A 22976-nucleotide genomic window follows, 5' to 3' on the forward strand; every position below is an offset into this window, starting at 1 on the left:
GCTGCGGGCCGAGAGCAGCAGCGGCGGCAGCGCCGCCTCCAGCGCCGGCAGGCCGAGCCGGGCCAGGGCCTGGGGCGCCGGGGCGGCGGCCAGCAGGGCGCAGGCGTTGGTGCCGCCGAAGCCGAAGCTGTTGACCCCGGTGACCGTCCGCGCCCGCCGCCGCAGCGGCTCGAGCGCCACCGGCACCCTGAGGCCGAGCTCGCCGAAGTCGATCGCCGGATTGGGGGTCGCGTGATGCAGCGAGGCTGGGATCTGCCCCTTCTCCAGCACCAGCATCGCCTTCAGCAGGCCGGCGATGCCGGAGGCCGGCTCGGTATGGCCGATGTTGGTCTTGACCGAGCCGATCGGCAGCGGCTCGCGCCGCCGCCGGCCGATGGCGGCACCGAGGGCGCCGGCTTCCAGCGGGTCGCCGATGGCGGTGCCGGTGCCATGGGCCTCGAAATAGCCGATGCGGTCGGGCGCCACCCGGGCCTCCGCCAGCACCTGCTCGAGCAGCGTCGTCTGGGCGGGCTGGCTCGGCAGCGACAGGCCGAGGGTGCGGCCGGCGGCATTGACGCCGGAGCCCAGGATGATGGCGCGGATCGCGTCGCCGTCGGCCAGGGCGTCGTCCAGGCGCTTGAGCAGCACCACCCCGGCGCCCTCGGCCCGGACGTAGCCATCCGCCCCGGCGGCGAAGGCCTGGCAGCGGCCGGTGGGGGAGAGCATCCCGGCCCGGGCGAAGCCGATGAAGGGGAAGGGCGAGAGCAGCAGGTTCACGCCGCCGACCAGCGCCGCCGGCACCCGGCCGCCGCGCAGCGCCTCGCAGGCCCAGTGCAGCGCGACCAGGGCGGAGGAGCAGGCGGTGTCGATGGTCTGCGCCGGGCCCTGCAGGTCGAAGGCGTTGCCGATGCGGTTGGCCAGGATCGACAGCGCGCTGCCGGTCATGAAGTAGCGGTCGGCGCCGGCGGCGTCGGCCTGGCGCAGGTCGCCGTAGTCGGTCAGCGAGGCGCCGACGAAGACGCCGGTGCCGCTGCCGGCGAGCCGGGAGGCGGGGATGCCTGCATCCTCCAGCGCCTCGGCGGCGACCTCGAGCAGCAGCCGCTGCTGCGGGTCCATCTCGGCCGCCTCGCGCGGCGAGATGCCGAAGGCGGCGGCATCGAAGCCGGCGATGTCGCCCAGGGTGCCGGCGGCGAAGCTGTAGGTCTTGCCGGCCTCGCCGCGCCGGGGATGGGCGAAGGCGGCCTGGGAGAAGCGGTCGGCCGGCACGGTGGTGACGGCATCCCGGCCTTCGGCGAGGAGGGTCCAGAAGGCGTCGAGCGCCGCCGCCCCGGCCAGCCGGCAGGCCGCGCCGAGGATGGCGACCGCGCAGTCCGGCCGGCGGCGCAGCCGCGGCGGGGCGCCGCGGGTCATGCCAGGCTGGGCTCCGCTGCGGCCGCCGGGCGCGGCAGGGCGGCCGCGAGCGGACCGGCCGGGGCAGGAGCGGGGGCGGGGGCAGGGGCGGCGCTGGGGGCACCCACCACCGCCTGCAGCAGGGCATCCACCTGGGCGAAGTGGTCGCTCCAGCGCGGCGCGGTCCAGTGGCGCAGGCGCTCGAGCTGGGCGGCGCGTTCCGGCGACCCGGCGGCGGCATAGGCCTCGATCCGCTGGCGCCAGACCGGGCCGTCCAGGGGGTCGAGGTAGTCCGGCACGGCGCCGCCGACCTCGCGCAGCGGGGCGACGTCGCTGCAGAGCACGGGCACGCCGAGCGCCAGCGCCTCGGCGACCGGCAGGCCGTAGCCTTCGACGAAGCTGGGGTAGAGCAGCGCCCGGGCGCCGGCGAGCAGGGCGGCGACCTGATGGTCCGGCGGGCTGCCGAGTTCCTGCACGGTGCCGCGCAGCATGTCGCAGCGCTCCAGCAGGTCGACCACGTTCTCGTTCTCCCAGCCGCGGCGGCCGATGAGGAGCAGGCGGGGCGGCGGCGGGGCGCCCGGCCCGGCGGCGGCACGGCTGATCATGTCCCGCCAGACATGCAGCAGCAGCAGGTGGTTCTTGCGCGGCTCGATGGTGCCGAGGCAGACGAAATAGGGCCCGGCCGGGGGCGGCGGTGCCGGGGTGGGCGGCGATTCGATGCCGAGCGGGGCGATCACCAGCGGCGGCACCGGGCGCCCGTGCAGCGCCAGCCGCGGCAGCAGCGTGGCGGCGGTGGCGGCGGAGTTGACGATGATGCCGTCGGCCTGGGTGGCGGTGGTGGCGACCCGGGCGGCGTGGCAGCCGATCTGGCGCGGCCGGGAATACTCGGGGTGGGTGAGCGGGATCAGGTCGTGGATCAGCGGCACGAATCGGGCGCCGGCCCGGCGGAGCGCCGCGATCGGCGCCTCATGCTCGAGCGACCGGTGGGAGACCAGCAGGAAGACGGCACGGCGCTGGCCCGCGAGGGTGGCCTGCAGCGCGGCGCGGCCGCGGCCGAGGGCGAGCTGGGCGAGGATGCCCACCGCGACGCGGCGCGCCCGGTTGCGCGGGGCCAGCGGGCCGGGCGCCGCGTGGCTGGGGCCGAAGGTCCAGGCCTCGTCCAGGGCCTGGACCAGACTGGCGGCCTGCTGGCGGGCGATGCTGGCGAAGCTCCCCCAGGGCGTCTGCGCGACGAAGCTGCACTGCGCGGCGGGCTGCTGCAGCCAGCGCTTGGCATAGGCCATCTCGACCCGGTCGATGCCGGAGGGGGACCTGCGGTGGACACAGGAAAGCAGGCGGGAAACATCGAGGATGACGTGCAATGCCGCTCCGCCCACCATAAGTTGCCCTTTTCCGTCCGGTGCCGTGACCGCTGACCGTCAGGCCGGCCCTGCAGTCGCTGCACACTTCGGCGGCAAATCATTCCAATATCGTAACTGAGATACCATGCCTGGGTTGGGTAGCCTAGGGTCTAGGACACGGTCAACACATTCGCGAGCCTCTGACGGTTGTCCGGATTTAACTGTTTGACAACCCTTGGATCAGGCCGTGCAGCAAGGCTTAGGTCCAGCCCATGACCGGAAAATGAAGGGACGCGTATGACGAGCATCTGGCAGCGGCCAGTGACCCCGGCCGAATTCGCCGCCCGGCTGGAGGGGACCCTGCCGGGCCTCCTCGGCATCGAGCTGGTGGAGATCGGGTCGGATTTCGCCCGGGCGGCGATGCCGGTGGACCGGCGGCACATCCAGCCGCACGGCATACTGCACGGCGGCGGGAGCGTCGTGCTGGCCGAGACCCTGGGCTCCTTCTGCGGCAGCATGGCGGTGGCCGAGGGACGGACCTGCGTCGGGGTGGAGGTGAATGCCAGCCACCTGGCACCGGTGCGGGACGGCGACCGGGTGACCGCGGAGTGCCGGGCGCTGCAGCTCGGCCGCAGCATCCAGGTCTGGCAGATCGAGCTGCGCCGCGGCGATGGCACGCTGACCTGCGTCTCCCGCCTGACGACGGCGGTGCGGGAGGTGCGATGAGCCCGGCCCCCCGGGCGCCGTCCCGGCCGGATCGGATCGATGGCGGAAATCCCTGGTCCGGGGTTGCGTTCGCCTCGCGGGAAAGCTAGGAAGCGCCGGCCCGCAGGCCGGTACGCTGCCGTAGCTCAGTGGTAGAGCACTCCCTTGGTAAGGGAGAGGTCGAGAGTTCAATCCTCTCTGGCAGCACCATCCCGCCGTGCATGGCACACCCCGACCCGAAGCCTGCCCGCCGCCTGTCGCCGTCAGTTCGGCGTCAGCATCAGCCCGGCCGCGTTGATCGTCACCGTGCCGGCCCCGGAGACCGCCGCGGCGCTGGCCAGCGGCGACCAGGTCAGCGGGTTGCCGCCGCTCGCGGCGTCGAACAGGCCGACATGGGTCAGCGTGCCCGCCGCGGCGGTGAAGGTGAAGCGGATCGCGTCGGTGTTCTGCTGCGCTCCGGTGCCGGTGAAGGTCACCCGCTGCCGGGCATAGCCGGTGCCGGTGGGCTCGCCGGTCAGCCCGGTCGGATCGCTGCCGCCGGTGCCGAGGCCGAGGTAGACCTGGCTCGGCAGGGCCGGCAGCCGGGCGCAGAGGGCGCGGCCGAGCAGGTTCTTCGCGTAATCGGTCAGATCGGTCATGGGAGACTCCTTCTGCTGCGGGGACGGGGCGGCTGCGGCGGATGGCGCCGGCTCAGCAATCGACGGCGTCGCGGAACCAGACGATGCCGTCGGTCGCCGGCTGGCACCGGGCGGCAGCATAGAGCGTCGGCGTCGTCACCTCGTGCAGCGACGGGATCGCCAGCGCCTCGGGCGACAGCCGGAACGCGATGCAGGGCAGCGGCGTCTTCCCCGCCGCCCGGGCGTCCTGGTCGGGATAGCCGCAGAGCCGGAATTCGACGATGCCGGCCTCGTAGTCGGTCTGGCTGTGGGTCAGCCGCCAGTAGGCCGTGACCAGGCCGGTGTTGCGGATCTCGATCGGCTTCAGGAAGGCCATGGGAAGCTCCTTGGGATGCAGGCTTGGGCGGGATGGCCGGGCGTCAGCCCACGGCCTCGACGGACAGGATGCGGGCCACCCAGTTGATGGACTTGCCGGCCTCGCCGGTGCCGCTGACCGCGAGGCAGCCGCTGGCGGTGTCGACGTCGAGGGTGAGCCGCCAGCCGGCGGCGCCGGCGTCGCTCATCCCCGGCCCGAAGGCGGTCCCCGCGGTGACGGCGGCCGGGCTCATCGCCGCGGTCGTGGTGCGGCCGCCGACGAAGGCGGTCGCGGCCGCGTTCGCCCCGCGGCGCACCAGCAGGTCGGCCTCCCAGGTGGCGCTGTCCCCGGCGGTGCCGGCGCCGCCGCCGGTCTGCCGCGCCAGCACCATCAGCTTGACCCGGTAGCTGCCGTTGTTCGGCAGGTTGACGCTGTTGGTGCCACCGCTCGGGGCGCCGCCGTCGGCGGTGAGCCGGGTGGCCGCGGCATCGGTCGTCTGCCGCCGGAGCACGAATTCGCCGGCCTGGGCATCGCCGCCGGCGGCGAACATCCCGGAGGCCCAGGCGCCCCGGCCGAAGCCGCCGCGCAGGCTGGCACTGGCCCCGCCCGGGATCCAGCCGCGCGAGCCATCGGCGATGTTGGCATTGCCGCCGGCGATGGCGGCGAAGGAGGCCGCGGCGCTGTTGGAGGACCCCCCGGCGACGGTCGCCTGGGCGCCGATGGCGGTGTTGTTCTGGCCGCCGCCGAGGACCGCATTGGTCCCACTCGCCACCTGGGTCGCGGTCGCACGGTTGGTCTGCCAGTCGACGGCATTGCTGCCGCGGGCATTGCCGCCGGTCGCCGTGCCGTCCGCCACGGCGGCGGCGATCGCGCCATTGCCCTTGGGGCCGAGCGCCAGGCCGATGCTGCTGTCGGCGCCCTCCGCCAGCACCGCGACGCCGGCGCCGGCGCCGCTGCCGTAGAGCCCGAGGCGGTTCACCGCGCCGGCCACCGCGGCGAGCCGCACCACCTCGAGCCCGTTCACCGAGGCGGAGAGCCCGCCCGCCGCGGGGCGGGACAGGCCGGTGCCGGCATTGCCGGCGAAGCCCAGCCCGGGCGCCGCGCTGGTGCCGTCGGCCAGGCTCGCGGTCGCCGCGGCGACGAGGTAGTTCTGCGCCCGCACGTAGGCGGTGGTCGCCACCGCGGTGGAGTTGTCGCTGCCCGGCGGCGTCACCGCCCGCACCAGCCCGCTGCCCTTCGGCGCCAGGGTGATGCCGATGCTGGCATCGGCGCCCTGGGCCTGGATGGCCAACGGGGTCCCGGTCGCGCCGCCGCTGAGCAGCAGCCGGTTCACCGTCCCGACCGGGGTCGCCACCTCCAGCGCATGGCCGCCGGGGGCCGCGCCCAGGGTGAGGCCGCCGCTCGCGGTCGCCCGCAGCACCTCGGTGCCGCCGGCCGCCCCGGCCAGGCTGCCGGTCGCCGCGAGGAACAGGCCGGTATCGGTGCTGCCGAGCGCGAGTCCGGGGCTGGCGGCCCGGCCGGGCGGGGTGCCGGAGGCCAGGATCGCATTGGTCCCGTCGTTCACCAGCACGCCGCCGCTGCCCGGCTCCAGCAGGGCCGGCGAGCCGAGGTAGACGGCATTCGGCGTGCCGGCGCCGCTGTCGGCGAGGTGGAGGGCGGCGGCGCCGTTGCCGCGGGTGTTGTAGCGCAGGCAGCGCAGGGCGAAGATGTCGAGGCGGTTGCCGGCGCCGTTCACCCGCACCGGGTTGTCCTCGACCGCGTCGATGCGCAGGTTGCCCACCTGCATCCGGGTGTTCGAGCCGTCGACCTGGATGGCGCTCGACCCGGGCAGCGGCGCGCCGTTGCCGGCGAAGACCTCGTTCTGCGAGGTGAAGCTGGCGATCTGCCCGTCGGTGCCGCTGGCCTCGACCCAGACCCCGTATTTGACGAAATCCGCATAGGCTTGGCCGATGTAGAATTTCGTCGTCACCCCGGTGGCCGAGCTGCCGAAGCGGGCCAGGCTGCGGTAGCCGAGGGCGAAGGCTTGGTCGATGAAGACCCCGTCGCAGCGGCGGAAGATCATGGCGTCGCCATTGGCCTGCTGCCAGGCGATGACGTGCGCGGCCGAGGTCCAGAAGGTCCAGAAGTGCAGGCTGTGGATCCGCGGGACGTCGAGGCACTCGTCGATCTCGACGCCGGTGGCGAAGACCTGGCCGCGCAGCCGGCGGATGTCCAGCCGGCCGGAGTTGCGGCAGTAGATCCCCTTGTTGACGTTGGCCAGGAAGACGTTGTCGAAGTCGATGCCGCCGAAGCAGTCCTCGACCCGGAAAACATAGTCGTAGCCGGTCGGCGCCCAGCCGCTGGTCGGCGCCGCGGCATGGGTCTGCTGCACCGCGATGTCGCAGACGCCGGCGCCCCGGCTGTTCGCCCCGGTGAAGGTGAAGGGGGTGAAGCCGGTGGTGGTGATGCGCAGCCAGGTGCCCTGGCCGGGACCGGAGCCCTCGGTGAAGCCGGCGCCCTGCAGCCGGACGGTGGCGCCGTTCAGCACCACGGCGGAGCCGATGCGATAGACCCGGGGCCCGAAGAACAGCGTGCCGCCGCCCTTGGTCTTGAGGTCGTCGATCGCCGCCTGGATGGCGGGGGCATCGTCGGTGCTGCCGTCGCCCTTGGCGCCGTAGTCGCGCACATGCGCGCCGCGGTCGGCCAGCACCGCGCCGCGCAGCTGCGCCAGCGTCGCCCGGCGGGTTTCGGTGGTGGCGCCGCTGGCCTGTACCAGCGGGGCGATGTCGCTATCGCCCAGGGTGGTGGCGAGGGGCAGCTCGCTGATCCTTGCGTCGGGCATGAGGCTCCGGTCCGGCTGGGCAGGCAAGGCCTGCGAGGGGTGATGGGGACGTCGGGCGCGGCAGGGCGCGCTACTGCTTCAGCACGCCGCCGGCTTCGTTGAGCAGGCGGGTATCGTCTTCCTACAGCAGCAGCCTGAGGTCGGCGCCGACGTTGAAGCTGCGCGAGACCACGCCCAGCGCCGGGTCGGCCGCATCCTCGACCCGGATGCGGTAGCCGGTGCCGACCGGCGGCGCCGCGAAGCTGGCGGCGGCGGCGCCGGCGACCACCGTCACCACCTGCACCGGCGGCACCACCGCGCCGCTGCCGTCCCGCAGGCTGAACACCACCTGGCTGACCGGCCCGGCGATGCTCGCCGAGACCGGGATGATGGTGCCGGTGACGATCCCGGCGGCGAAGGGGGCGAGGATGATGGTGCGCACCACCGCCGCCGCCGCCTGGCCGAGCGAGAAGCCCTGCGCCGCGGCGCGCACGGTGTTGAGCGGGCCGACCGCGCCGTCCAGCGTCACGCCGGTGCCGAGCGCCGGGCCGCTGCGGATGGGCACCAGGGCCACGGCGTCGGCGGCTTGCAGCACCATCAGGTCGCCGGGCTTCAGGCTGCCGGCGACGGCGGCGAAATACCCGCCGGCACTGACCGCCGCGCGGGTGTCGGTGGTGCGGTATTGCCAGAGGGTGAAGGTATTGCCCTGGATCAGGGCTGCGAGATTGGCCGGGCTGAAGGGCACGGGGGTCTCCGTCGGCAGGCGCCCGCGCAGCGGCACGGACCCGCGGAACGGGCCGGTGCCGGGCGGATGCGGTGTGTGCGGGGAGGGGGAACGCCGGGCGCAACTCTGCCGTCGGCCCGCTGGAGGTAGCGGATCGTTGCGAATATGTCAAGGACAATGTTCCTAGAAGCCAAGCTCCGGCGGCGATTTCGCCCGCCCGGCATTCGGCCTAGTCTGCCGCCTCTCCGATGCCGCCTCGAACCTTGCGGGAGCCCGATGCGCCGCCCAATCCTCGCCCTGATGGCTTCGCTGCTCGCCGCCCTGGCGCCGCAGCCCGCGGCGGCCCAGCCGGTGCTGAACGTCTACAACTGGACCGACTACATCGACCCCCATGTGGTTCAGCGCTTCCAGCAGGAGACGGGCATCCGCATCCGCTACGACGTCTACGACAGCCTCGAGACGCTCGAGGGCAAGCTCTCCGCCGGCCGCAGCGGCTACGACGTGATCGTCCCGACCAGCGAGCCGACCTTCGCCCGGCTGGTCCGCGCCGGCGCGCTGCGGCCGCTCGACCGCGCCCGCATCCCGAACTGGCGCAACCTCGACCCGGCACTGCTGGCCCGCGTCGCCGCGATCGATCCCGGCAACGCCCATGGCGCCATCTACCTCTGGGGCACGGTCGGTCTGGGCCTGCGGCTGGACAGGGTCCGGGCGATCGCGCCGGAGCTCGATACCGGCAGCCTCGACCTGCTGCTGAAGCCGGAGAATGCCGCGAAGCTGGCGGGCTGCGGCCTGGCGGTGATGGACAGCGCGACGGATGTGCTGCCCTCGGTCCTCCGCTGGCTCGGCCGCAGCCCCGACAGCGCCGATGCCGCCGACCTGCGCGCGGCCGAGGCGGCGCTGCTCGCCATCCGCCCGCATCTCCGCGCCATCCCCGGCTCCGGCGCGCTGCTGGACATGCTGGCGACCGGGGAGGTCTGCGTCGCCCTGGCCTACAGCGGCGACGTCATCCAGGCGGCGGCCCGGGCGCGGGAGGCGGGCAGGGGGGTGGAGCTCGCCTATGTGCCGCCGCGGGCCGGGCCGCACCTGTTCTTCGACATGCTGGCGGTCCCGGCCGATGCGCCCAACCCCGAGGCGGCGCATGCCTTCATCGACTTCCTGCTGCGGCCCGAGGTGATCGCCGCCGTCAGCAGCCATGTCCGCTACCCCAATGCGGTGCCCGCGAGCCGGCCGCTGATCGTCCCGGCGGTGCGCGACGACCCGAGCGTCCATCCCGCCCCCGCCGCCCTGGCCGAGGCCTTCGTCCCCGGCACGCCGCCGGCCGCCGCCGAGCGCCTGCGCAACCGGCTCTGGAGCCGCTTCCGGGCGGGGCGCTGAGCTTGGCGCTGCTCCGGGTCGAGGGCCTCAGCAAGCGCTTCGGCCCGACGCTGGCGCTCGACGGGCTGGACCTGGAGGTGCGGCCCGGCGAGTTCCTCGCCCTGCTCGGCGGCTCCGGCTCGGGCAAGTCCACCCTGCTGCGGCTGGTCGCGGGCTTCGAGGCGCCGGATTCGGGGCGCATCCTGCTGCAGGGCCGCGACCTCGCCGGCCTGCCGCCGCCGGCCCGGCCGCTCGGCATGATGTTCCAGAACTACGCGCTGTTCCCCCACCTCAGCGTCTTCGACAACGTCGCCTACGGGCTGCGGCGCGAGGCGCGGCCGCGGGCGGAGATCGCCCGCCGCGTCGCGGAGGCGCTGGCGATGGTCGGGCTGGAGGCGCTGGCGGCGCGCCGGCCGCACCAGCTCTCGGGCGGTCAGCGGCAGCGGGTGGCGCTGGTCCGCGCCCTGGTGAAGCGGCCGCCGCTGCTGCTGCTGGACGAGCCGCTGGGCGCGCTCGACGCCGGGCTGCGCGAGCGCACCGGCTTCGAGCTGCGCGCCCTGCAGCGCGCCACCGGCGCCGGCTTCATCCTGGTGACGCATGACCAGGCCGAGGCGCTGGCGCTGGCCGACCGGGTCGCGGTGCTCGACCGCGGCCGGGTCGCCCAGTGCGGCCCGCCGGCCGAGCTGTACGAGCGGCCTGCCAGCCGCTTCGTCGCCCGCTTCCTCGGCGCCGCCAATGTGCTGGAGGGGCGGGTCGCCGCCGATGGCGCGGTCGAGGCGGCCGGCGGCCGGCTGGCGCTGGACCACGGCCTCGCGCCCGGCGGCGCCCTCGCCCTGGCGCTGCGGCCGGAGCGCATCCGCCTGCTGGCCGGGCCGCCGCCGGCGGTCAATGCCGTCGCCGGCACGCTGCGCGAGCTGGCCTATCGCGGCGACGGCTGGATCGCGCTCGTCGCGCTGGCCGACGGCACCGAGCTGCGGGTCGCGCTGCCGGCCGCGGCCGCGCCGCCGCCGCCCGGCAGCGCCGTGACCCTGGGCTGGGACGCCGCCGCCCTGGTCCCGTTGGCCGGATGATGCGCCGCCTCGCCCTGCTGCTGCCGCCCTACGCCTGGCTGCTGCTGCTGGTCGCCGCGCCGGTGGCGATCCTGCTCGTCGTCGCCCTGGCCGAGGCCGGGCCCGGCGTGCCGCCCTTCCTGCCGCCGCTGGCCTGGGACGGCGGCCCGGTCTGGGCCGGCAGCCTCGACAGCCTGCGGGCCCTGGTCGCCGACCCCTACTACGCCGAGGCCCTGCTGCGCTCGGTCGGCGTCGCCGGGGTCACCGCCGCGCTCTGCCTGCTGCTGGCCTATCCGATGGCGCTGGGCATTGCCGCCGCCCGCCCGGCCTGGCGGCTGCCGCTGCTGCTTCTGGTGCTGCTGCCCTTCTGGACCGGCTTCCTGCCGCGGGTCGGCGCCTGGATCGGCATCCTGCGCGACGGCGGCTGGGTGAACGGGGTGCTGGCGGCCTTCGGCATGGCGCCGCTGCGGCTGCTGTTCACCGATGCGGCGATGTTCCTCGGCATGGTCCATGCCTACCTGCCCTTCGCGGTGCTGCCGCTGGCGGCCGCCCTGCTGCGGCGGGACCTCGGCCTCGAGGAGGCCGCCGCCGACCTCGGCGCCGGCCGTTGGGTGGTCTTCCGCAGCATCACCCTGCCGCTGTCCCTGCCGGCGGCGGCGGCCGGCTTCCTGCTGGTCTTCATCCCGGCCGCGGGGGAATTCGTCATCCCCGAGCTGCTCGGCCCGCCCGAGGCGCAGCTCATCGGCCGGGTGCTCTGGGGGGAGTTCTTCCAGAACCGCGACTGGCCGCTGGCCGCCGCGCTGGCGGTGGCGCTGCTGGCGCTGCTGCTGCTGCCGATCCGGCTGTTCCAGCGGCTGGACCGGCGGCCATGAGTCGCCTCGGCCTGGCGCTCGGCCTCGGCTTCCTCTGGGCGCCGATCCTGCTGCTGGTCGGCTACGCCTTCAGCGCCGGGCGCATCCCCTTCCAGTGGGGCGGCTTCTCGCTGCGCTGGTTCGCGGCGCTCGCCGCCGACGAGCGGATGCGGGAGGCGGCCTGGCTCTCGCTCCGCATCGCCGCCGGCAGCGCCACCCTGGCCATGCTGCTCGGTGGCCTCGCCGGCTGGGCGCTGGCGCGGTTCGGCGTCTTCCGCGGCCGGGCCCTGTTCGGGGCGCTGGCCGGCGCCCCGCTGGTGCTGCCGGAGGTGGTGACCGGGCTGTCGCTGCTGCTGCTCTTCGTGGTGGCGCAGGGTGCGGCGGAGCGCTGGTTCGGCTGGCGGCTGGGGAGGGGTGCCGCCACCATCCTGCTGGCGCATGCGACGGTCGGCCTCGCCTATGTCGCGGTGGTGGTCCAGTCCCGGCTCGCCGGCCTCGACCGCGGGCTGGAGGAGGCCGCCGCCGACCTCGGCGCCGGTCCCTTCACCGTCTTCCGCACCATCACCCTGCCGCTGATCGCGCCGAGCCTCGCCGCCGGCTGGCTGCTGGCCTTCACCCTGTCGCTGGACGACGTGGTGGTGGCCAGCTTCGTCTCCGGCCCGGCCGGCACCACCCTGCCGATGCTGGTGTTTTCCGCCCTCAAGGTCGGCCTGACGCCGGAGGTGAATGCCCTGGCGACCCTCATCCTGGCCGCCGCCGGGCTGGCCACCGGGGTGGCCGGGTTGATTTTCGCCCGGATTTCGAGCCGGGGGGCGAATGGCGCGGGTTGAAGCCGCGGGGGGCGGGGTCTAGTTTCCCGACCCTCCGCAGTACCGCAGGGTCACCCCATCCCCATGAAGCTCACCGCAGACCGCCTCGACCGCATCTCCGCCTCGCTGACCATCGCGATGACCAGCAAGGCCCGGGCGCTGAAGGCCGCGGGGCGCGATATCATCGGGCTGTCCTCCGGCGAGCCGGATTTCGACACCCCCCGCAACGTCAAGGATGCGGCCATCGCCGCCATCGAGCGCGGCGAGACCAAGTACACCGACGTCTCCGGCACGCCGAAGCTGCGCCAGGCGATCTGCGACCGCTTCAAGCTGGACCACGGCCTCGACTTCAAGCCGGAGGAGATCATCGTCTCGACCGGCGGCAAGCAGGTGATCTTCGACGCCCTGCTGGCGACCATCAACCCGGGCGACGAGGCCATCATCCCGGCCCCCTGCTGGGTCAGCTACCCCGACATCGTGGAACTTGCCGAGGGCAAGCCGGTCATCGTCGCCTGCGACCAGAACTCGGGCTTCAAGCTGCGTCCGGAGCAGCTTGAGGCGGCGATCACGCCCAAGACCAAGTGGTTCCTGCTGAACAACCCCTGCAACCCGACCGGCGCCGCCTACAGCGCGGAGGAGCTGAAGCAGCTCACCGACGTGCTGCTGCGCCACCCGGATGTCTGGGTCTTCACCGACGACATCTACGAGAAGCTCTCCTACGACGGCTTCAAGCCGGCCACCATCCTCGAGGTCGAGCCGCGGCTGCGCGACCGCACCGTGACCATGAACGGCTGCTCCAAGGCCTATGCCATGACCGGCTGGCGGATCGGCTACGCCGCGGCGCCGTCGCATCTCATCAAGCAGATGGACAAGCTGCAGAGCCAGTCGACCTCGAACACCAGCAGCGTCAGCCAGGCCGCCGCGGTCGAGGCGCTGACCGGCCCGCAGGACACCATCGACGTGATGCGCGCCGCCTACAAGAAGCGCCGCGACATGATGGTCGAGGAACTGAACCAGGCCCCTGGCCTCTATTGCCACAAGCCGGAGGGCGCCTTCTACGTCTTCCCGTCCATGCAGGGCTGCATCGGCAAGACCTCGGCCGGCGGCCGCGCGATCACCGACGACGACAGCTTCTGCGCCGCGCTGCTCGAGGAGGAGGGCGTCGCCTGCGTCCATGGCACCGCCTTCATGTACCCCGGGCATTTCCGCATCAGCTACGCCACCAGCGACGACGTGCTGAAGGAAGCCTGCGTCCGCATCCGCCGCTTCTGCTCGGGCCTGAAGTAGCCGCCATGCCCGCACTCGCCCAGCGCCTGGCGGAGGTGAAGGTCTCCGCCTCAGCCGCCATGACCCAACGGGCCCGGGCGCTGCGCGCCGAGGGCATCGCGGTCATCAGCCTCTCGAACGGCGAGCCCGACTTCGCCTCGCCGCCGCATGCCATCGAGGCCGCCCACAAGGCCGCACTCGCCGGCGATACCAAATACCCGCCGCAGGGCGGCACGCCGGCGCTGAAGGCCGCCATCGCCCGCAAGTTCAAGCGCGACAACGGCCTCGACTACGGGCCGGACGAGATCATCGTCGGCAACGGCGGCAAGCAGGTCATCTTCAACGCCTTCATGGCGACGCTCGATCCGGGCGACGAGGTGGTGATCCCGTCCCCCTTCTGGATCAGCTACGCCGACATGGCGAAGGTCGCCGGCGGCGTTCCCGTCACCGTGCCCTGCCCGCAGAACAACGGCTTCAAGCCGCGCCCCGAGGACATCGAGGCGGCGATCACCCCGAAGACGAAGTGGGTGCTGCTGAACTTCCCCGGCAATCCCACCGGCGCGGTGCCGACCCGGGCCGAGATGCGCGCCATCGCCGAGGTGCTGCTGCGCCACCCGCATGTCTGGGTGATGACCGACGACATGTACGAGCACCTGCTCTACGACGGCTTCGAATTCAGCACCATCGCCGAGGTCGAGCCCGCCCTGAAGCCGCGCACCCTGACGGTCAACGGCTGCTCCAAGACCTATGCGATGACCGGCTGGCGCGTCGGCTTCGGCGGCGGCCCGGCCGAGCTGATCAAGGGCATGTTCAACATGCAGGGCCAGGCGACCGCCGGCGTCTCCACCATCAGCCAGGCCGCCGCCGCGGCCGCGCTCGACGGGCCGCAGGAGTTCGTCAAGGCGAATGCCGAATCCTACCGCCAGCGCCGCGACATGGTGGTCGAGATGCTGAACGCCGCCCCCGGCATCACCTGCCACAAGCCGGAAGGCGCTTTCTACGTCTTCCCCAACCTTGCGGGCTGCCTCGGCAAGACCAGCAAGGGCGGACGGCGGATCGAGACCGACACCGACTTCGTCCAGGCCCTGCTGGAGGAGAAGCGCGTCGCCTGCGTCCAGGGCACCGCCTATGGCATGTCGCCCTACATGCGCATCTCCTACGCGACCGATACCGCCAGCCTGACCGAGGCCTGCGGCCGCATCCAGGAGTTCTGCCGGGAGCTGGCGTGACCATCCGCCCGGGCCGGGACGCCGATGCCGCCGGCTTCATCCGGCTGATAGGCGACTGCTGGGCGGAATTCCCCGGCTGCATCCTCGACGTGGACGGCGAGGTGCCGGAGCTGCGGGCGCTGGCCAGCTACTTCGGGAATGCCGGCGGCGCCCTCTGGGCCGCCGAGGCCGGGGGCGCGCTGGTCGGCATGGTCGCCACCCGGCCGCTGCGCAGCGACGACGCCTACGAGATCTGCAAGATGTACGTCGCCCGCGACCAGCGCGGAACCGGGCTGGCGCACCGGCTGATCGAGACCGCCGAGGCCCATGCCCGCGCCGCCGGCGCCCGCCGCCTGGTGCTCTGGACCGATACCCGCTTCGATGCCGCGCACCGCTTCTACGAGAAGCGCGGCTACGTCCGCCAGGGCGCCATCCGCATCCTCGACGACCTCTCGAAATCCCTCGAGTTCCGCTACGCCAAGCCGGCCGCCGGGCTGGTGGTGGAGGCCCTCGATGCCGCCGCCGCCGCCAGCGCGGAACGTCGGCTGAGCGAGATCCTCATCGCTTGCGTCGCGGTCGGGGCCAGCGTTTCCTACCTCAGGCCGCTGGCGCCGGAGGTGGCGCGCGGCGTCTGGCGCAAGGCCGCCGCGGATGTCGCCGGCAGCCGCCGGGTGCTGCTGGGCGCCTGGCTGGAGGGGGCGCTGGTCGGCACCGTGCAGCTCGACCTCGACATGCCGCAGAACCAGCCGCACCGGGCAGCACTTGCCATGCTGCTGGTCGACCCCGCCGCCCGCCGCCGCGGCGTCGCCCGCGCCCTGCTGCGGCGCGCCGAGCAGGCCGCCCAGCGGCTCCGCCGGCCGCTGCTGGTGCTGGACACAAGGGCGGGCGACGTGGCGGAGCCGCTCTACCGCAGCCTCGGCTGGCAGGAGGCCGGGCGCATCCCGGGCTTCGCCCTGGACGCCGCCGGCACCGAGCAGGATGCCGTCTTCTTCTGGAAGCGGGTCTGACCGGCCATGATCTCCCCCGCCTGGTGCCGCATGATGGCGGCCTACAATGCCGAGATGAACCGCCGGCTCTATGCCGCCGCGGCGGAGCTGCCGGATGCGGCCCGGCGCCAGGACCGCGGCGCCTGGTTCGGCTCCATCCATGGCACCCTCTGCCACCTGGTCTGGGGCGACCGGCAATGGATGAGCCGCTTCGCCGGCTGGGACCCGCCGCCGCCCGGCATCAAGGGCAGCCCCGCCCTCATCGCGGATTGGGACGAGATGCGCGCCGCCCGCACCGCGCTGGATGCGCGGATCGAGGCCTGGGCCGCCGGGCTGACGCCGGAGTGGCTGGCCGGCACGCTGGTCTGGTTCAGCGGCGCCTCGGGGACGGAGATGACCTCGCCCCGCGCCGTCACCCTGACCCATGTCTTCAACCACCAGACCCACCACCGCGGCCAGGCGCATGCGCTGATCACCCAGGCCGGCATCCGCCCGGCCGATACCGACCTGCCCTGGATCGTGGATCTCAAGGCGCTCGGCATCGGCTGAGGCCGGGCCGTCGCTACTCCATGGTGATGCCGGCCTCGCGGATGGTGCGGCCGAGCACCTCGACCTCCCGCCGCGCCAGGGCATCCATCTCGGCCGCGCTCAGCGGCCGCAGCAGGACGCCGCCCTCCTCCGCCCGGCGCTGCACCTCGGGCGTCGCCGCCGCCTCGCGCAGCGCCTGGTTGAGGCGCTGGACGATCCCGGTCGGGGTCCCGGCGGGGGCGAATACCGCGAACCAGGCATCCACCGTGAAGCCCGGCATCCCCGCCTCGGCGGTGGTCGGCACCTGCGGCAGCGCCGGGATGCGGGCGGCGCTGGCGATGGCGAGCGCCTTCACCTTGCCCGCCTGCGCCAGCCCGATCGCCGAGGAGGGCGTGGTGATCAGCATCTCCACCCGGTCCCCGGCGACGTCCTGCAGCGCCGGCGCCGCGCCCCGGTAGGGCACATGCACCATCGGCACGCCGATCGCCTGGCTGAACAGCACCCCGGCGATATGCTGGATCGAGCCGTTGCCGGAGGAGCTGTAGTTCAGCCGGCCCGGCCGCGCCCTGGCATAGGCGATGAAATCGGCCAATGTGGTCACCGGCAGGCCGGGCGCGACGAAGATGCCGTGCGGCGCCACATCCGCCATGCCGACCGCGACCAGGTCCCGGTTCGGGTCCCAGGGCAGGTTCGGCATCATCGCCGGATTGCCGGCGTGGTAGCCGGAGTATTGCAGCAGAAGGGTATAGCCATCCGGTGCCGCCCGGGTGACCGCCTGGATGGCGATGTTGCCGTTGGCGCCCGGCTTGTTGTCGATGACCACCGCCACGCCCAGCAGCCGGCTCAGCGTGTCCTGGTAGAGCCGTGCCGCGAAGTCGGTGCCGCCGCCGGGCGGGTTCGGCACGACGAGGGTGATCGGCCGGGCCGGCCAGGCCTCCGCCCATGCGGCGAGGGGCGCCGTCAGCGCGGCGGCGGCAAGCAGGCTGCGGCGCGGGATCCTGGGCATGCTCGTGTCCTCACTGGCCGTCGTGCCGCGGGCGGTGCCGGGCACCGCCACGGCGCTCCTAGCCTGAGCTTCCCGGCTTGGCGCGATGCCGTCAACGGCGGCACCGGCACCCGCGCGCGGGACCGCGGCACCCATGCCCTTCGGCCCGGCGCACTCGACATTCCCCGCCGGGGCGCTAGCCTTTCGGCCGGGAACCCCGGGGCACGCCGCCCGGAATGCCGCCCGGCCGGGGCGATGCCGTGCGACAAGGAGCCATCGCCATGCGCAACCTCGCCCAGCCCACCCGCTACGGCCGGATCTTCCCGCCCAACCCCGCCTGGCTGGCGCAGCGCCCGCCGGAGCCGGCGTTGGAGCCGGACCTGCCGATCATCGACGCCCACCACCACCTCTGGGACCGGCCGGACCAGCGCTACCTGCTGGAGGAATTCCGCGCCGACCTCGGCACCGGCCATCGCATCGCCGCCACCGTCTTCGTCCAGTGCCACGCCATGCACCGCGCTACCGGGCCGGAAGCACTGCGCCCGGTTGGGGAGACCGAATTCGTCGCCGGCATCGCCGCGATGAGCGACAGCGGCGGCTATGGCCCGACCCGCATCGCCGCCGGCATCGTGGGCTTCGCCGACCTCACCCTGGGCGCCGGCGTGGGGCCGGTGCTGGATGCGCATATCCGCGCCGGCGGCGGCCGCTTCCGCGGCGTGCGCCACTCCGCCGCCTGGGACGCCGACCCCGTCATCGGCAACGGCCACCACGCGCCAGGCCTGCTGCTGCGGCCGGAATTCCGCGCCGGGCTGGCCGAGCTGACCAAGCGCGACCTCGCCTTCGACCTCTGGGTCTTCCACACCCAGCACGCCGAGGCGATCGACCTCGTCCGTGCCTGCCCGGCGACGCAATTCATCCTCGGCCATTGCGGCGGCCCGCTCGGCTACGGCCCCTATGCCGGGCGGCGGGACGCGGTCTTCGCGCAGTGGAGGTCCGGCATGGCCGAGCTGGCGCGCTGCCCCAACGTGGTGGTGAAGCTCGGCGGGATGTTGATGCGCCTCGCCGCCTACGACTACGGCGCGCTCGAGCGGCCACCGACCTCGGCCGAGCTGGCCGCGCATTGGGACGCCTATATCACCACCTGCATCGAGTTGTTCGGCGCCGGGCGCTGCCTGTTCGAGAGCAACTTTCCGGTGGAGAAGATGGGCATCGGCTACGGCGAGATCTGGAACGCCTTCAAGCGGCTGGCGCAAGGCGCCTCGGCGGCGGAAAAGCAGGCGCTGTTCAGCGACACCGCCGAGCGGGTCTATCGCCTCTAGGCAAGCGGCTTTACCGCGGGCGCCGCCGGGGCGCATGCTCCCCGGACCGGCACGGGAGGGGACTGATGAACGCTTTGCGCAACCGGCCATTCCGGCACATCGAGGTCCACCGCATCGCCGGCTCGCTCGGCGCCGAGGTCTCCGGCCCCGACCTGTCCGAGGAGCTCGACGACGAGGTGCTGGCCGAGATCCGCCAGGCCCTGCTCGACAATCTGGTGATCTTCTTCCGCGGCCAGGCGCTGACGCCGGCCCGGCAGCTCGCCTTCGCCCGCCGCTGGGGCGACATCCACCTGCACCCCTTCATGCAGGGCATGGCGGATTTCCCCGAAGTGCTGGAGATCAAGAAGACGCCGGCCGACAAGAAGAACTTCGGCGGCGACTGGCATTCCGACCAGATGTTCACCGAGCGCCCGGCCATGGGCACCATGCTCTACGCCAAGGAAGTCCCCTCGGCCGGCGGCGATACCCTCTTCACCAACCAGTACCTCGCCTACGAGGCACTGAGCCCCGGCATGCGGGCGATGCTGGACCCGCTGAAGGCGATCAGCCGCGGCGACCGCCTCGCCAGCCAGGGCGGCCAGACGCGGCAGCAATTCCACGGCAGCAACAGCGTCTCGATGAAGGCCAAGGACCCCGGCAAGGTGCAGACCACGACCCTGCATCCGCTGATCCGCACCCATCCCGAGACCGGCCGCAAGGCGCTGTTCATCGGCGGCCATGTGCACGGCCTCGAGGACATGACGGAGGCCGAGGCGAAGCCGCTGATCGACTTCCTGATGGCGCATTCGACCCGGCCGGAATTCACCTGCCGCTTCCGCTGGGCCAGCGGCTCCGTCGCCTTCTGGGACAACCGCTGCACCCAGCACTACGCCATCAACGACTACCCGGCCGAGACGCGCATCATGCACCGCGTCACCATCTGCGGCGACGTGCCCTTCTGATCAGGGGCTGAAGCTCCAGCCCGCCGGGGCGCGGCCGAGCCAGCGCTCCGGCTCCCCCGGCCAGCGCGGGGAGCCGGCCAGCGACACGCCCCAGGCGGCGCCGACGCCGAGCACGCGAAGGCCATCCGCCGCCTCCGCCCGGTAGCCGATATGGTGGTGGCCATGCACCACCAGCCGGGCGCCCATGGCGCGTGCCAGGTCCTCAAGCACGGCGACGCCGCTGGGGTGCGAGGTCGGCGCCTCATGGGTCACCAGCACGTCCGCCCGCTGGCCGGCGAGCGCCTCGACATCCTCCGGCCAGATCGCCATGACCGAGAGGGAATGCGCCAGCGCCGCGGTGGATTCGGCGCTCCAGCCCGGACCCAGCGTGGCGAGGTCGGCGGCCAGATCCGCCCGGCGGCGGATGCGCGGCGGGTTGGGCGGGTGCCAGACCCGCGGCCGGAAGGTGCCGCCGAGGCCGGCGATCCGCACGCCCGCGATCTCCCGCACCCGGCCGTGCAGCGCCCCGGCTGTCGTGGCCGGGTTCAGCGCTGGCTCGGCGAGGTTGGCCCACATCTCCGGCCCGCCGTCGTAGTCGTGGTTGCCGAAAATCCAGTGCAATTCGGCGCCGGTCTGGAGGATCGGCGCCGCCAGCCGGTCCAGCGGCTCGGTGCATTCCATGTCGCCGAGCAGCACCACCGCCTCCGGCGGCCGGGCGAGGGCCGCCAGGCCGCGCGCCACATGGTCCCAGCGCCGGTGGATGTCGCCGACGAAGACGATGCCCTCATGCGCGAAGCCGGTCAGATCACGCCCTCCGCCGCCAGCGCCGCGATCTCGGCGCCGGAATAGCCCAGCAATTCGCCGAGCAGCCGCTCATTGTCCTCGCCATAGCCGGGAGCGCCGCGGCGGGTGATGCCGCCGGCATGGCCGGGCGTCGTCGAGAGCTTCACCGCGGGAAGCTCGGTCACCGGCCACCGGCCGATCCGGGTGCCCTCGATCTCGGTCAGCCAGTCGAGCGCCGCCAGCTGCGGGTCATGCTCGCAGCGGTCCTCGGCATCCTGGCAGACGCCCGCGGCCACGCCCGCCGCCTGCAGGGCCAGCATGGCGGCCGGCGCCCGCTGCGTCACGGTCCAGGCGGTGACGGCGGCCTCCAGCGCCGGCTGATGCGCCAGCCGTGCCTCAAGCGTGGCGAAGCGCGGGTCGGCCAGCCAGCCCGGCTGGCCCGCGACCGCGGCCAGCGCCCGCCACTCCCCGTCGGTGAAGCAGGCGATCGCCAGCCAGCGATCCTCGCCCATGCAGCGGAAGGCCCCGTGCGGCGCCGCCGGCTTGTAGGGCGAGCGGTTGCCGATGCGCTGCCAGATGCTGCCATTGGCCGAATGATCCAGCACCGGCACCGCGCCGAGGAAGATGCCGGACTCGCACTGGGAGCCGTCGATCCACTGGCCGCGTCCGGTCCGGTCGCGGTGCAGCAGCGCCCCGAGGATCGCCATGGAGAAGCCATAGGCGCCCATCCAGTCGAGGAAGGAATAGCCCCAGCCCGCCGGCATCGCCGGCTCCGGCAGGCCGGACATCTCCGAGGTCCCGGCGAAGGCCGCCGCCACCGGGCCGATGGTGCGGAACCGCCCGTAGCTGCCGACGCCGCCCATCCCGGATTGCTGGACATAGATGATATCCGGCCTGATCGCGCGGAGCGCCTCATACCCGAGGCCCAGGCGGGCCAGCACGCCGGGGGAGAAGCCCTCGGCCACCACGTCGGACTGGGCGATCAGCCGCCGGGCGATCTCGAGGCCCTTGGGATGGCGGATGTTCAGCGAGAGGCCGGACTTCCCGGCATTCTTGTTGTTGAACTGCCCGCCCATGTCGGGGTCGGTCACCGGCGGCAGCGGCGCCGTCGCGGCCCGCCGGGCCTCCCGCCCACCGACCGGTGCCATGGCGGCGAGGCGGGTGTCCGGGTTCTCCTTCCACTCCACCTTGATGACGTCGGCGCCGAGCGCCGCCGCCAGCCGGGTGCCGCCGGCCGAGGCGAGGAACCAGGAGAAGTCGAAGATCCGCACCCCCTGCAGGGGGAAGGCCTTGCCATGCGCCGAAAGCCGCGTAGGCGCCGCGGCCCGCGGCCGCGCAGGCAGGGCCGTGGCGGGGGAGGGTGCCTTGATCTCGGCCAGCACCGCCGCCGTATCCTCGCCCAGCAGCGGCGCCCGCCGCCCGGCCTGCCAGCGGGTCTCGGTGCTCAGCCAGCGGCTCACCGGATAGGTGAAGCGGCGGTCCAGCTCCGGATGCTCCACCTCGGCGAAGGTCCCACGCGCCTGCCAGTGCGGGTCGCCGGCATTCTCGTGCGGCTTGCGCAGCGGCGCCCAGAGCAGCCCGGCCCCCTGCGCCTCCCGCCAGGGCAGGGTCTCCCAGGTATGGGCGCGGATGAAGCGCTGGACCACCTCGGTGATATGCGCCGCCGCCTCGCCGGCGGTGCCGGAGCCGGGGACGTTGCGGGCGCGGGTATCGGCGCCGTCGCCCGGTGCCTGCAGGTCGGCCTGCATGCCGTAGCGCGCGAGGAAGGGGACCAGGTTGGCCTGGTCCCGCACCGAGACCCCTGTCGCGATGCACCAGCGGCCGTCCTTGGTATGGCCGATGCTCGGCACATGCGTCGGCGTCTCCCCGGCATGGCGGCAGGTCATGCGGAACAGCGGGGCGCGCCGCATCACCCAGGACATCACGTCCAGCTCGGGGTTCTTCGAGACGGCCTCATGCACCGCGCAGGAGAGGTCCTGGCCTTCGCCGGTGTGCAGCCGGTGCAGCAGCGCGGCGAGGATGCCGACCATCAGCTGCTCCCCGGCGATGTGATAGGCCTGCCAGAGCTGCGGCGCGATCGGCGGCAGGTCGTAGCGCTTCGCCGGATCCGGATCGTAGCCGCAGTTCATCATGATCCCGCCGAGGGCGAGATGCACCAGGTCGCTGCCCTTGAAGTCCCGCCACGGCCCGGTATCGCCGAAGGGCGTCATCCGGGCGACTACCAGCCGCGGATGCCGTGCCCGCAGCGCCGCGACATCGAGGTCGCGCCGCGAGGTCAGCAGGATGTCGGCCCGCGCCAGCAGCGCCTCGCCCTCCGCGCTCTCCAGCGCCAGGGCGGCCGAGCGCTTGCCCCGGTTGTAGGCCCAGAAATGCAGCGACCGCTCCGGCCCCGCGACGTCGTCGAGGAAGGGCCCGATCCGCCGCGTCGCTGCACCCTCCGGCGGCTCCAGCTTCACCACCTCGGCGCCGAGGCCGGCCAGCATCAGCCCGCAGTATTCCGCCGTCTCGTCCGCGATCTCCACCACCCGCATCCCGCTGAGGAGGCCGGGCGCATCGGCGGGCAGCTGCCCGGGGAGGGGCGCGGTCACGCAGCGCCGGCGGGGCGGAATTTCGGCAAGGTGAGCGTGTCGTCGACCGCCTCGAAGACCACTTCCAGCGCCTCGCCGACCTGCAGCGATTCCGGCTCGGCGCCCAGCAGGTTGCTGATCATCATCGGGCCTTCCTCAAGCCCGACGAGGATGACGTTGTAGGGCACCTCCTCGCGGAAGCCGTCCCAATAGGCGCGGTGGAAGCGCACCCAGGACAGCAGCTCGCCGCGGCCCGACACCGGCGCCCAGCTCTGCCGGGAGGAGAGGCAGTTCGGGCAGACCGGCGAGCCCGGGTAGTGGCTGTGGCCGCAGTCGTCGCAGCGCTGCACCGTCAGCGTGCCGGCCCGCGCGGCATCCCAGAAACCGCGGTTGGTCGCGTCGATCATCGGCCGCGGCTTGGCGGGAGGGGTATCGTGCATCGG

21 protein-coding genes and 1 tRNA gene are annotated in these 22976 nt (G+C 73.4%); 12 read left to right on the top strand and 10 right to left on the bottom strand.

Translation table 11 applies throughout. The annotated features are described in order from the left end of the window. Together QWZ14_RS27850 and QWZ14_RS27855 are read right to left on the bottom strand one after the other, a co-directional pair. Window positions 1–1389, bottom strand: a 1389-nt coding sequence (locus tag QWZ14_RS27850; protein WP_290320316.1) for a beta-ketoacyl [acyl carrier protein] synthase domain-containing protein, incomplete at its 3' end; no start/stop codon positions are given. Then, window positions 1386–2729 (bottom strand): glycosyltransferase, encoded by a 1344-nt coding sequence (locus QWZ14_RS27855; protein WP_290320317.1) that lies wholly within the window; start codon window positions 2727–2729, stop codon window positions 1386–1388. The genes QWZ14_RS27850 and QWZ14_RS27855, both read right to left, overlap by 4 nt. A gap of 276 nt (window positions 2730–3005) precedes the next feature. On the opposite strand from QWZ14_RS27855, the gene QWZ14_RS27860 reads away from it, so the two are divergent. Continuing rightward, entirely contained in the window at window positions 3006–3434 is a 429-nt protein-coding gene (locus tag QWZ14_RS27860; protein WP_290320318.1) for a PaaI family thioesterase, read from the top strand. Window positions 3435–3548: 114 nt separating this feature from the next. Further along, a tRNA-Thr gene (locus QWZ14_RS27865) sits at window positions 3549–3623 on the top strand. Window positions 3624–3676: 53 nt separating this feature from the next. On the opposite strand, the gene QWZ14_RS27870 is transcribed toward QWZ14_RS27865, so the two are convergent. The 4 genes from QWZ14_RS27870 to QWZ14_RS27885 form a co-directional block, all read right to left on the bottom strand. Beyond that, complete coding sequence (locus tag QWZ14_RS27870) at window positions 3677–4051, bottom strand: phage tail fiber protein (RefSeq protein ID WP_290320319.1); 375 nt, start codon at window positions 4049–4051, stop codon at window positions 3677–3679. Between the two features lie 52 nt (window positions 4052–4103). Next, window positions 4104–4406: a hypothetical protein gene (locus tag QWZ14_RS27875; RefSeq protein WP_290320320.1), complete on the bottom strand. Its 303-nt coding sequence runs from the start codon at window positions 4404–4406 to the stop codon at window positions 4104–4106. 43 nt (window positions 4407–4449) lie between these two features. Further along, complete coding sequence (locus QWZ14_RS27880; RefSeq protein WP_290320321.1) at window positions 4450–7206, bottom strand: glycosyl hydrolase family 28-related protein; 2757 nt, start codon at window positions 7204–7206, stop codon at window positions 4450–4452. A 121-nt stretch (window positions 7207–7327) separates the two neighbouring features. Continuing rightward, entirely contained in the window at window positions 7328–7930 is a 603-nt protein-coding gene (locus QWZ14_RS27885) for a hypothetical protein (protein WP_290320322.1), read from the bottom strand. Between the two features lie 255 nt (window positions 7931–8185). Here QWZ14_RS27885 and QWZ14_RS27890 point away from each other — a divergent pair, with 255 nt between their 5' ends. The 8 genes from QWZ14_RS27890 (at window position 8186) to QWZ14_RS27925 (ending at window position 15980) form a co-directional block, all read left to right on the top strand. Then, complete coding sequence (locus QWZ14_RS27890) at window positions 8186–9283, top strand: extracellular solute-binding protein (RefSeq protein WP_290320323.1); 1098 nt, start codon at window positions 8186–8188, stop codon at window positions 9281–9283. A gap of 2 nt (window positions 9284–9285) precedes the next feature. Continuing rightward, window positions 9286–10332, top strand: a complete 1047-nt coding sequence (locus tag QWZ14_RS27895) for an ABC transporter ATP-binding protein (protein WP_290320324.1) — start codon at window positions 9286–9288, stop codon at window positions 10330–10332. Next, window positions 10332–11183 carry an ABC transporter permease gene (locus QWZ14_RS27900; protein WP_290320325.1) on the top strand — a complete coding sequence of 284 codons (852 nt, stop codon included), beginning with the start codon at window positions 10332–10334 and terminating at the stop codon, window positions 11181–11183. Before QWZ14_RS27895 ends, QWZ14_RS27900 begins: the two co-directional genes overlap by 1 nt. After that, window positions 11180–11992, top strand: coding sequence for an ABC transporter permease subunit (locus QWZ14_RS27905; protein ID WP_290320326.1), 813 nt, complete (start codon window positions 11180–11182; stop codon window positions 11990–11992). Before QWZ14_RS27900 ends, QWZ14_RS27905 begins: the two co-directional genes overlap by 4 nt. 63 nt (window positions 11993–12055) lie before the next feature. Then, on the top strand, window positions 12056–13258 hold the full coding sequence (locus QWZ14_RS27910) for a pyridoxal phosphate-dependent aminotransferase (RefSeq protein WP_290320327.1): 1203 nt from the start codon (window positions 12056–12058) through the stop codon (window positions 13256–13258). 5 nt (window positions 13259–13263) lie between these two features. Then, on the top strand, window positions 13264–14466 hold the full coding sequence (locus QWZ14_RS27915; protein ID WP_290320328.1) for a pyridoxal phosphate-dependent aminotransferase: 1203 nt from the start codon (window positions 13264–13266) through the stop codon (window positions 14464–14466). Next, on the top strand, window positions 14463–15452 hold the full coding sequence (locus QWZ14_RS27920) for a GNAT family N-acetyltransferase (protein WP_290320329.1): 990 nt from the start codon (window positions 14463–14465) through the stop codon (window positions 15450–15452). The genes QWZ14_RS27915 and QWZ14_RS27920 overlap by 4 nt, the downstream gene beginning before the upstream one ends. A gap of 6 nt (window positions 15453–15458) precedes the next feature. After that, entirely contained in the window at window positions 15459–15980 is a 522-nt protein-coding gene (locus tag QWZ14_RS27925) for a DinB family protein (protein ID WP_290320330.1), read from the top strand. A gap of 13 nt (window positions 15981–15993) precedes the next feature. Here the strand turns inward: QWZ14_RS27925 and QWZ14_RS27930 are convergent, their stop codons facing one another. After that, entirely contained in the window at window positions 15994–16965 is a 972-nt protein-coding gene (locus QWZ14_RS27930) for a Bug family tripartite tricarboxylate transporter substrate binding protein (RefSeq protein ID WP_290320331.1), read from the bottom strand. Between the two features lie 260 nt (window positions 16966–17225). On the opposite strand from QWZ14_RS27930, the gene QWZ14_RS27935 reads away from it, so the two are divergent. Together QWZ14_RS27935 and QWZ14_RS27940 are read left to right on the top strand one after the other, a co-directional pair. Beyond that, on the top strand, window positions 17226–18263 hold the full coding sequence (locus tag QWZ14_RS27935) for an amidohydrolase family protein (protein ID WP_290320332.1): 1038 nt from the start codon (window positions 17226–17228) through the stop codon (window positions 18261–18263). A 65-nt stretch (window positions 18264–18328) separates the two neighbouring features. Next, window positions 18329–19204 (top strand): TauD/TfdA dioxygenase family protein, encoded by an 876-nt coding sequence (locus QWZ14_RS27940; RefSeq protein ID WP_290320333.1) that lies wholly within the window; start codon window positions 18329–18331, stop codon window positions 19202–19204. Here the strand turns inward: QWZ14_RS27940 and QWZ14_RS27945 are convergent, their stop codons facing one another. From QWZ14_RS27945 to QWZ14_RS27955, 3 genes are read right to left on the bottom strand one after another with little or no spacing between them, the layout of a single operon-like run. Then, on the bottom strand, window positions 19205–20041 hold the full coding sequence (locus QWZ14_RS27945) for a metallophosphoesterase family protein (protein ID WP_353959355.1): 837 nt from the start codon (window positions 20039–20041) through the stop codon (window positions 19205–19207). After that, the gene (locus tag QWZ14_RS27950; protein WP_290320334.1) at window positions 19984–22554 is read right to left on the bottom strand and encodes a CaiB/BaiF CoA transferase family protein; all 2571 of its coding nucleotides are present in this window, start codon (window positions 22552–22554) and stop codon (window positions 19984–19986) included. The genes QWZ14_RS27945 and QWZ14_RS27950 overlap by 58 nt, the downstream gene beginning before the upstream one ends. Continuing rightward, the gene (locus QWZ14_RS27955) at window positions 22551–22973 is read right to left on the bottom strand and encodes a Zn-ribbon domain-containing OB-fold protein (protein ID WP_290320335.1); all 423 of its coding nucleotides are present in this window, start codon (window positions 22971–22973) and stop codon (window positions 22551–22553) included. Before QWZ14_RS27955 ends, QWZ14_RS27950 begins: the two co-directional genes overlap by 4 nt. Between the last annotated feature and the right edge of the window lie 3 nt (window positions 22974–22976).

Source organism: Paeniroseomonas aquatica (genome assembly GCF_030409335.1).
GTDB classification, from domain to species: Bacteria; Pseudomonadota; Alphaproteobacteria; order Acetobacterales; family Acetobacteraceae; genus Belnapia; species Belnapia aquatica.

What these genes read in the sequence shown, in the direction of transcription:
- QWZ14_RS27860 (WP_290320318.1), top strand. Translation starts at nt 3,006, where the DNA reads ATGACGAGCATCTGGCAGCGGCCAGTGACCCCGGCCGAATTCGCCGCC.
- QWZ14_RS27870 (WP_290320319.1), bottom strand. Translation starts at nt 4,051, where the DNA reads ATGACCGATCTGACCGATTACGCGAAGAACCTGCTCGGCCGCGCCCTC.
- QWZ14_RS27875 (WP_290320320.1), bottom strand. Translation starts at nt 4,406, where the DNA reads ATGGCCTTCCTGAAGCCGATCGAGATCCGCAACACCGGCCTGGTCACG.
- QWZ14_RS27880 (WP_290320321.1), bottom strand. Translation starts at nt 7,206, where the DNA reads ATGCCCGACGCAAGGATCAGCGAGCTGCCCCTCGCCACCACCCTGGGC.
- QWZ14_RS27890 (WP_290320323.1), top strand. Translation starts at nt 8,186, where the DNA reads ATGCGCCGCCCAATCCTCGCCCTGATGGCTTCGCTGCTCGCCGCCCTG.
- QWZ14_RS27900 (WP_290320325.1), top strand. Translation starts at nt 10,332, where the DNA reads ATGCGCCGCCTCGCCCTGCTGCTGCCGCCCTACGCCTGGCTGCTGCTG.
- QWZ14_RS27905 (WP_290320326.1), top strand. Translation starts at nt 11,180, where the DNA reads ATGAGTCGCCTCGGCCTGGCGCTCGGCCTCGGCTTCCTCTGGGCGCCG.
- QWZ14_RS27910 (WP_290320327.1), top strand. Translation starts at nt 12,056, where the DNA reads ATGAAGCTCACCGCAGACCGCCTCGACCGCATCTCCGCCTCGCTGACC.
- QWZ14_RS27915 (WP_290320328.1), top strand. Translation starts at nt 13,264, where the DNA reads ATGCCCGCACTCGCCCAGCGCCTGGCGGAGGTGAAGGTCTCCGCCTCA.
- QWZ14_RS27925 (WP_290320330.1), top strand. Translation starts at nt 15,459, where the DNA reads ATGATCTCCCCCGCCTGGTGCCGCATGATGGCGGCCTACAATGCCGAG.
- QWZ14_RS27930 (WP_290320331.1), bottom strand. Translation starts at nt 16,965, where the DNA reads ATGCCCAGGATCCCGCGCCGCAGCCTGCTTGCCGCCGCCGCGCTGACG.
- QWZ14_RS27935 (WP_290320332.1), top strand. Translation starts at nt 17,226, where the DNA reads ATGCGCAACCTCGCCCAGCCCACCCGCTACGGCCGGATCTTCCCGCCC.
- QWZ14_RS27940 (WP_290320333.1), top strand. Translation starts at nt 18,329, where the DNA reads ATGAACGCTTTGCGCAACCGGCCATTCCGGCACATCGAGGTCCACCGC.
- QWZ14_RS27955 (WP_290320335.1), bottom strand. Translation starts at nt 22,973, where the DNA reads ATGCACGATACCCCTCCCGCCAAGCCGCGGCCGATGATCGACGCGACC.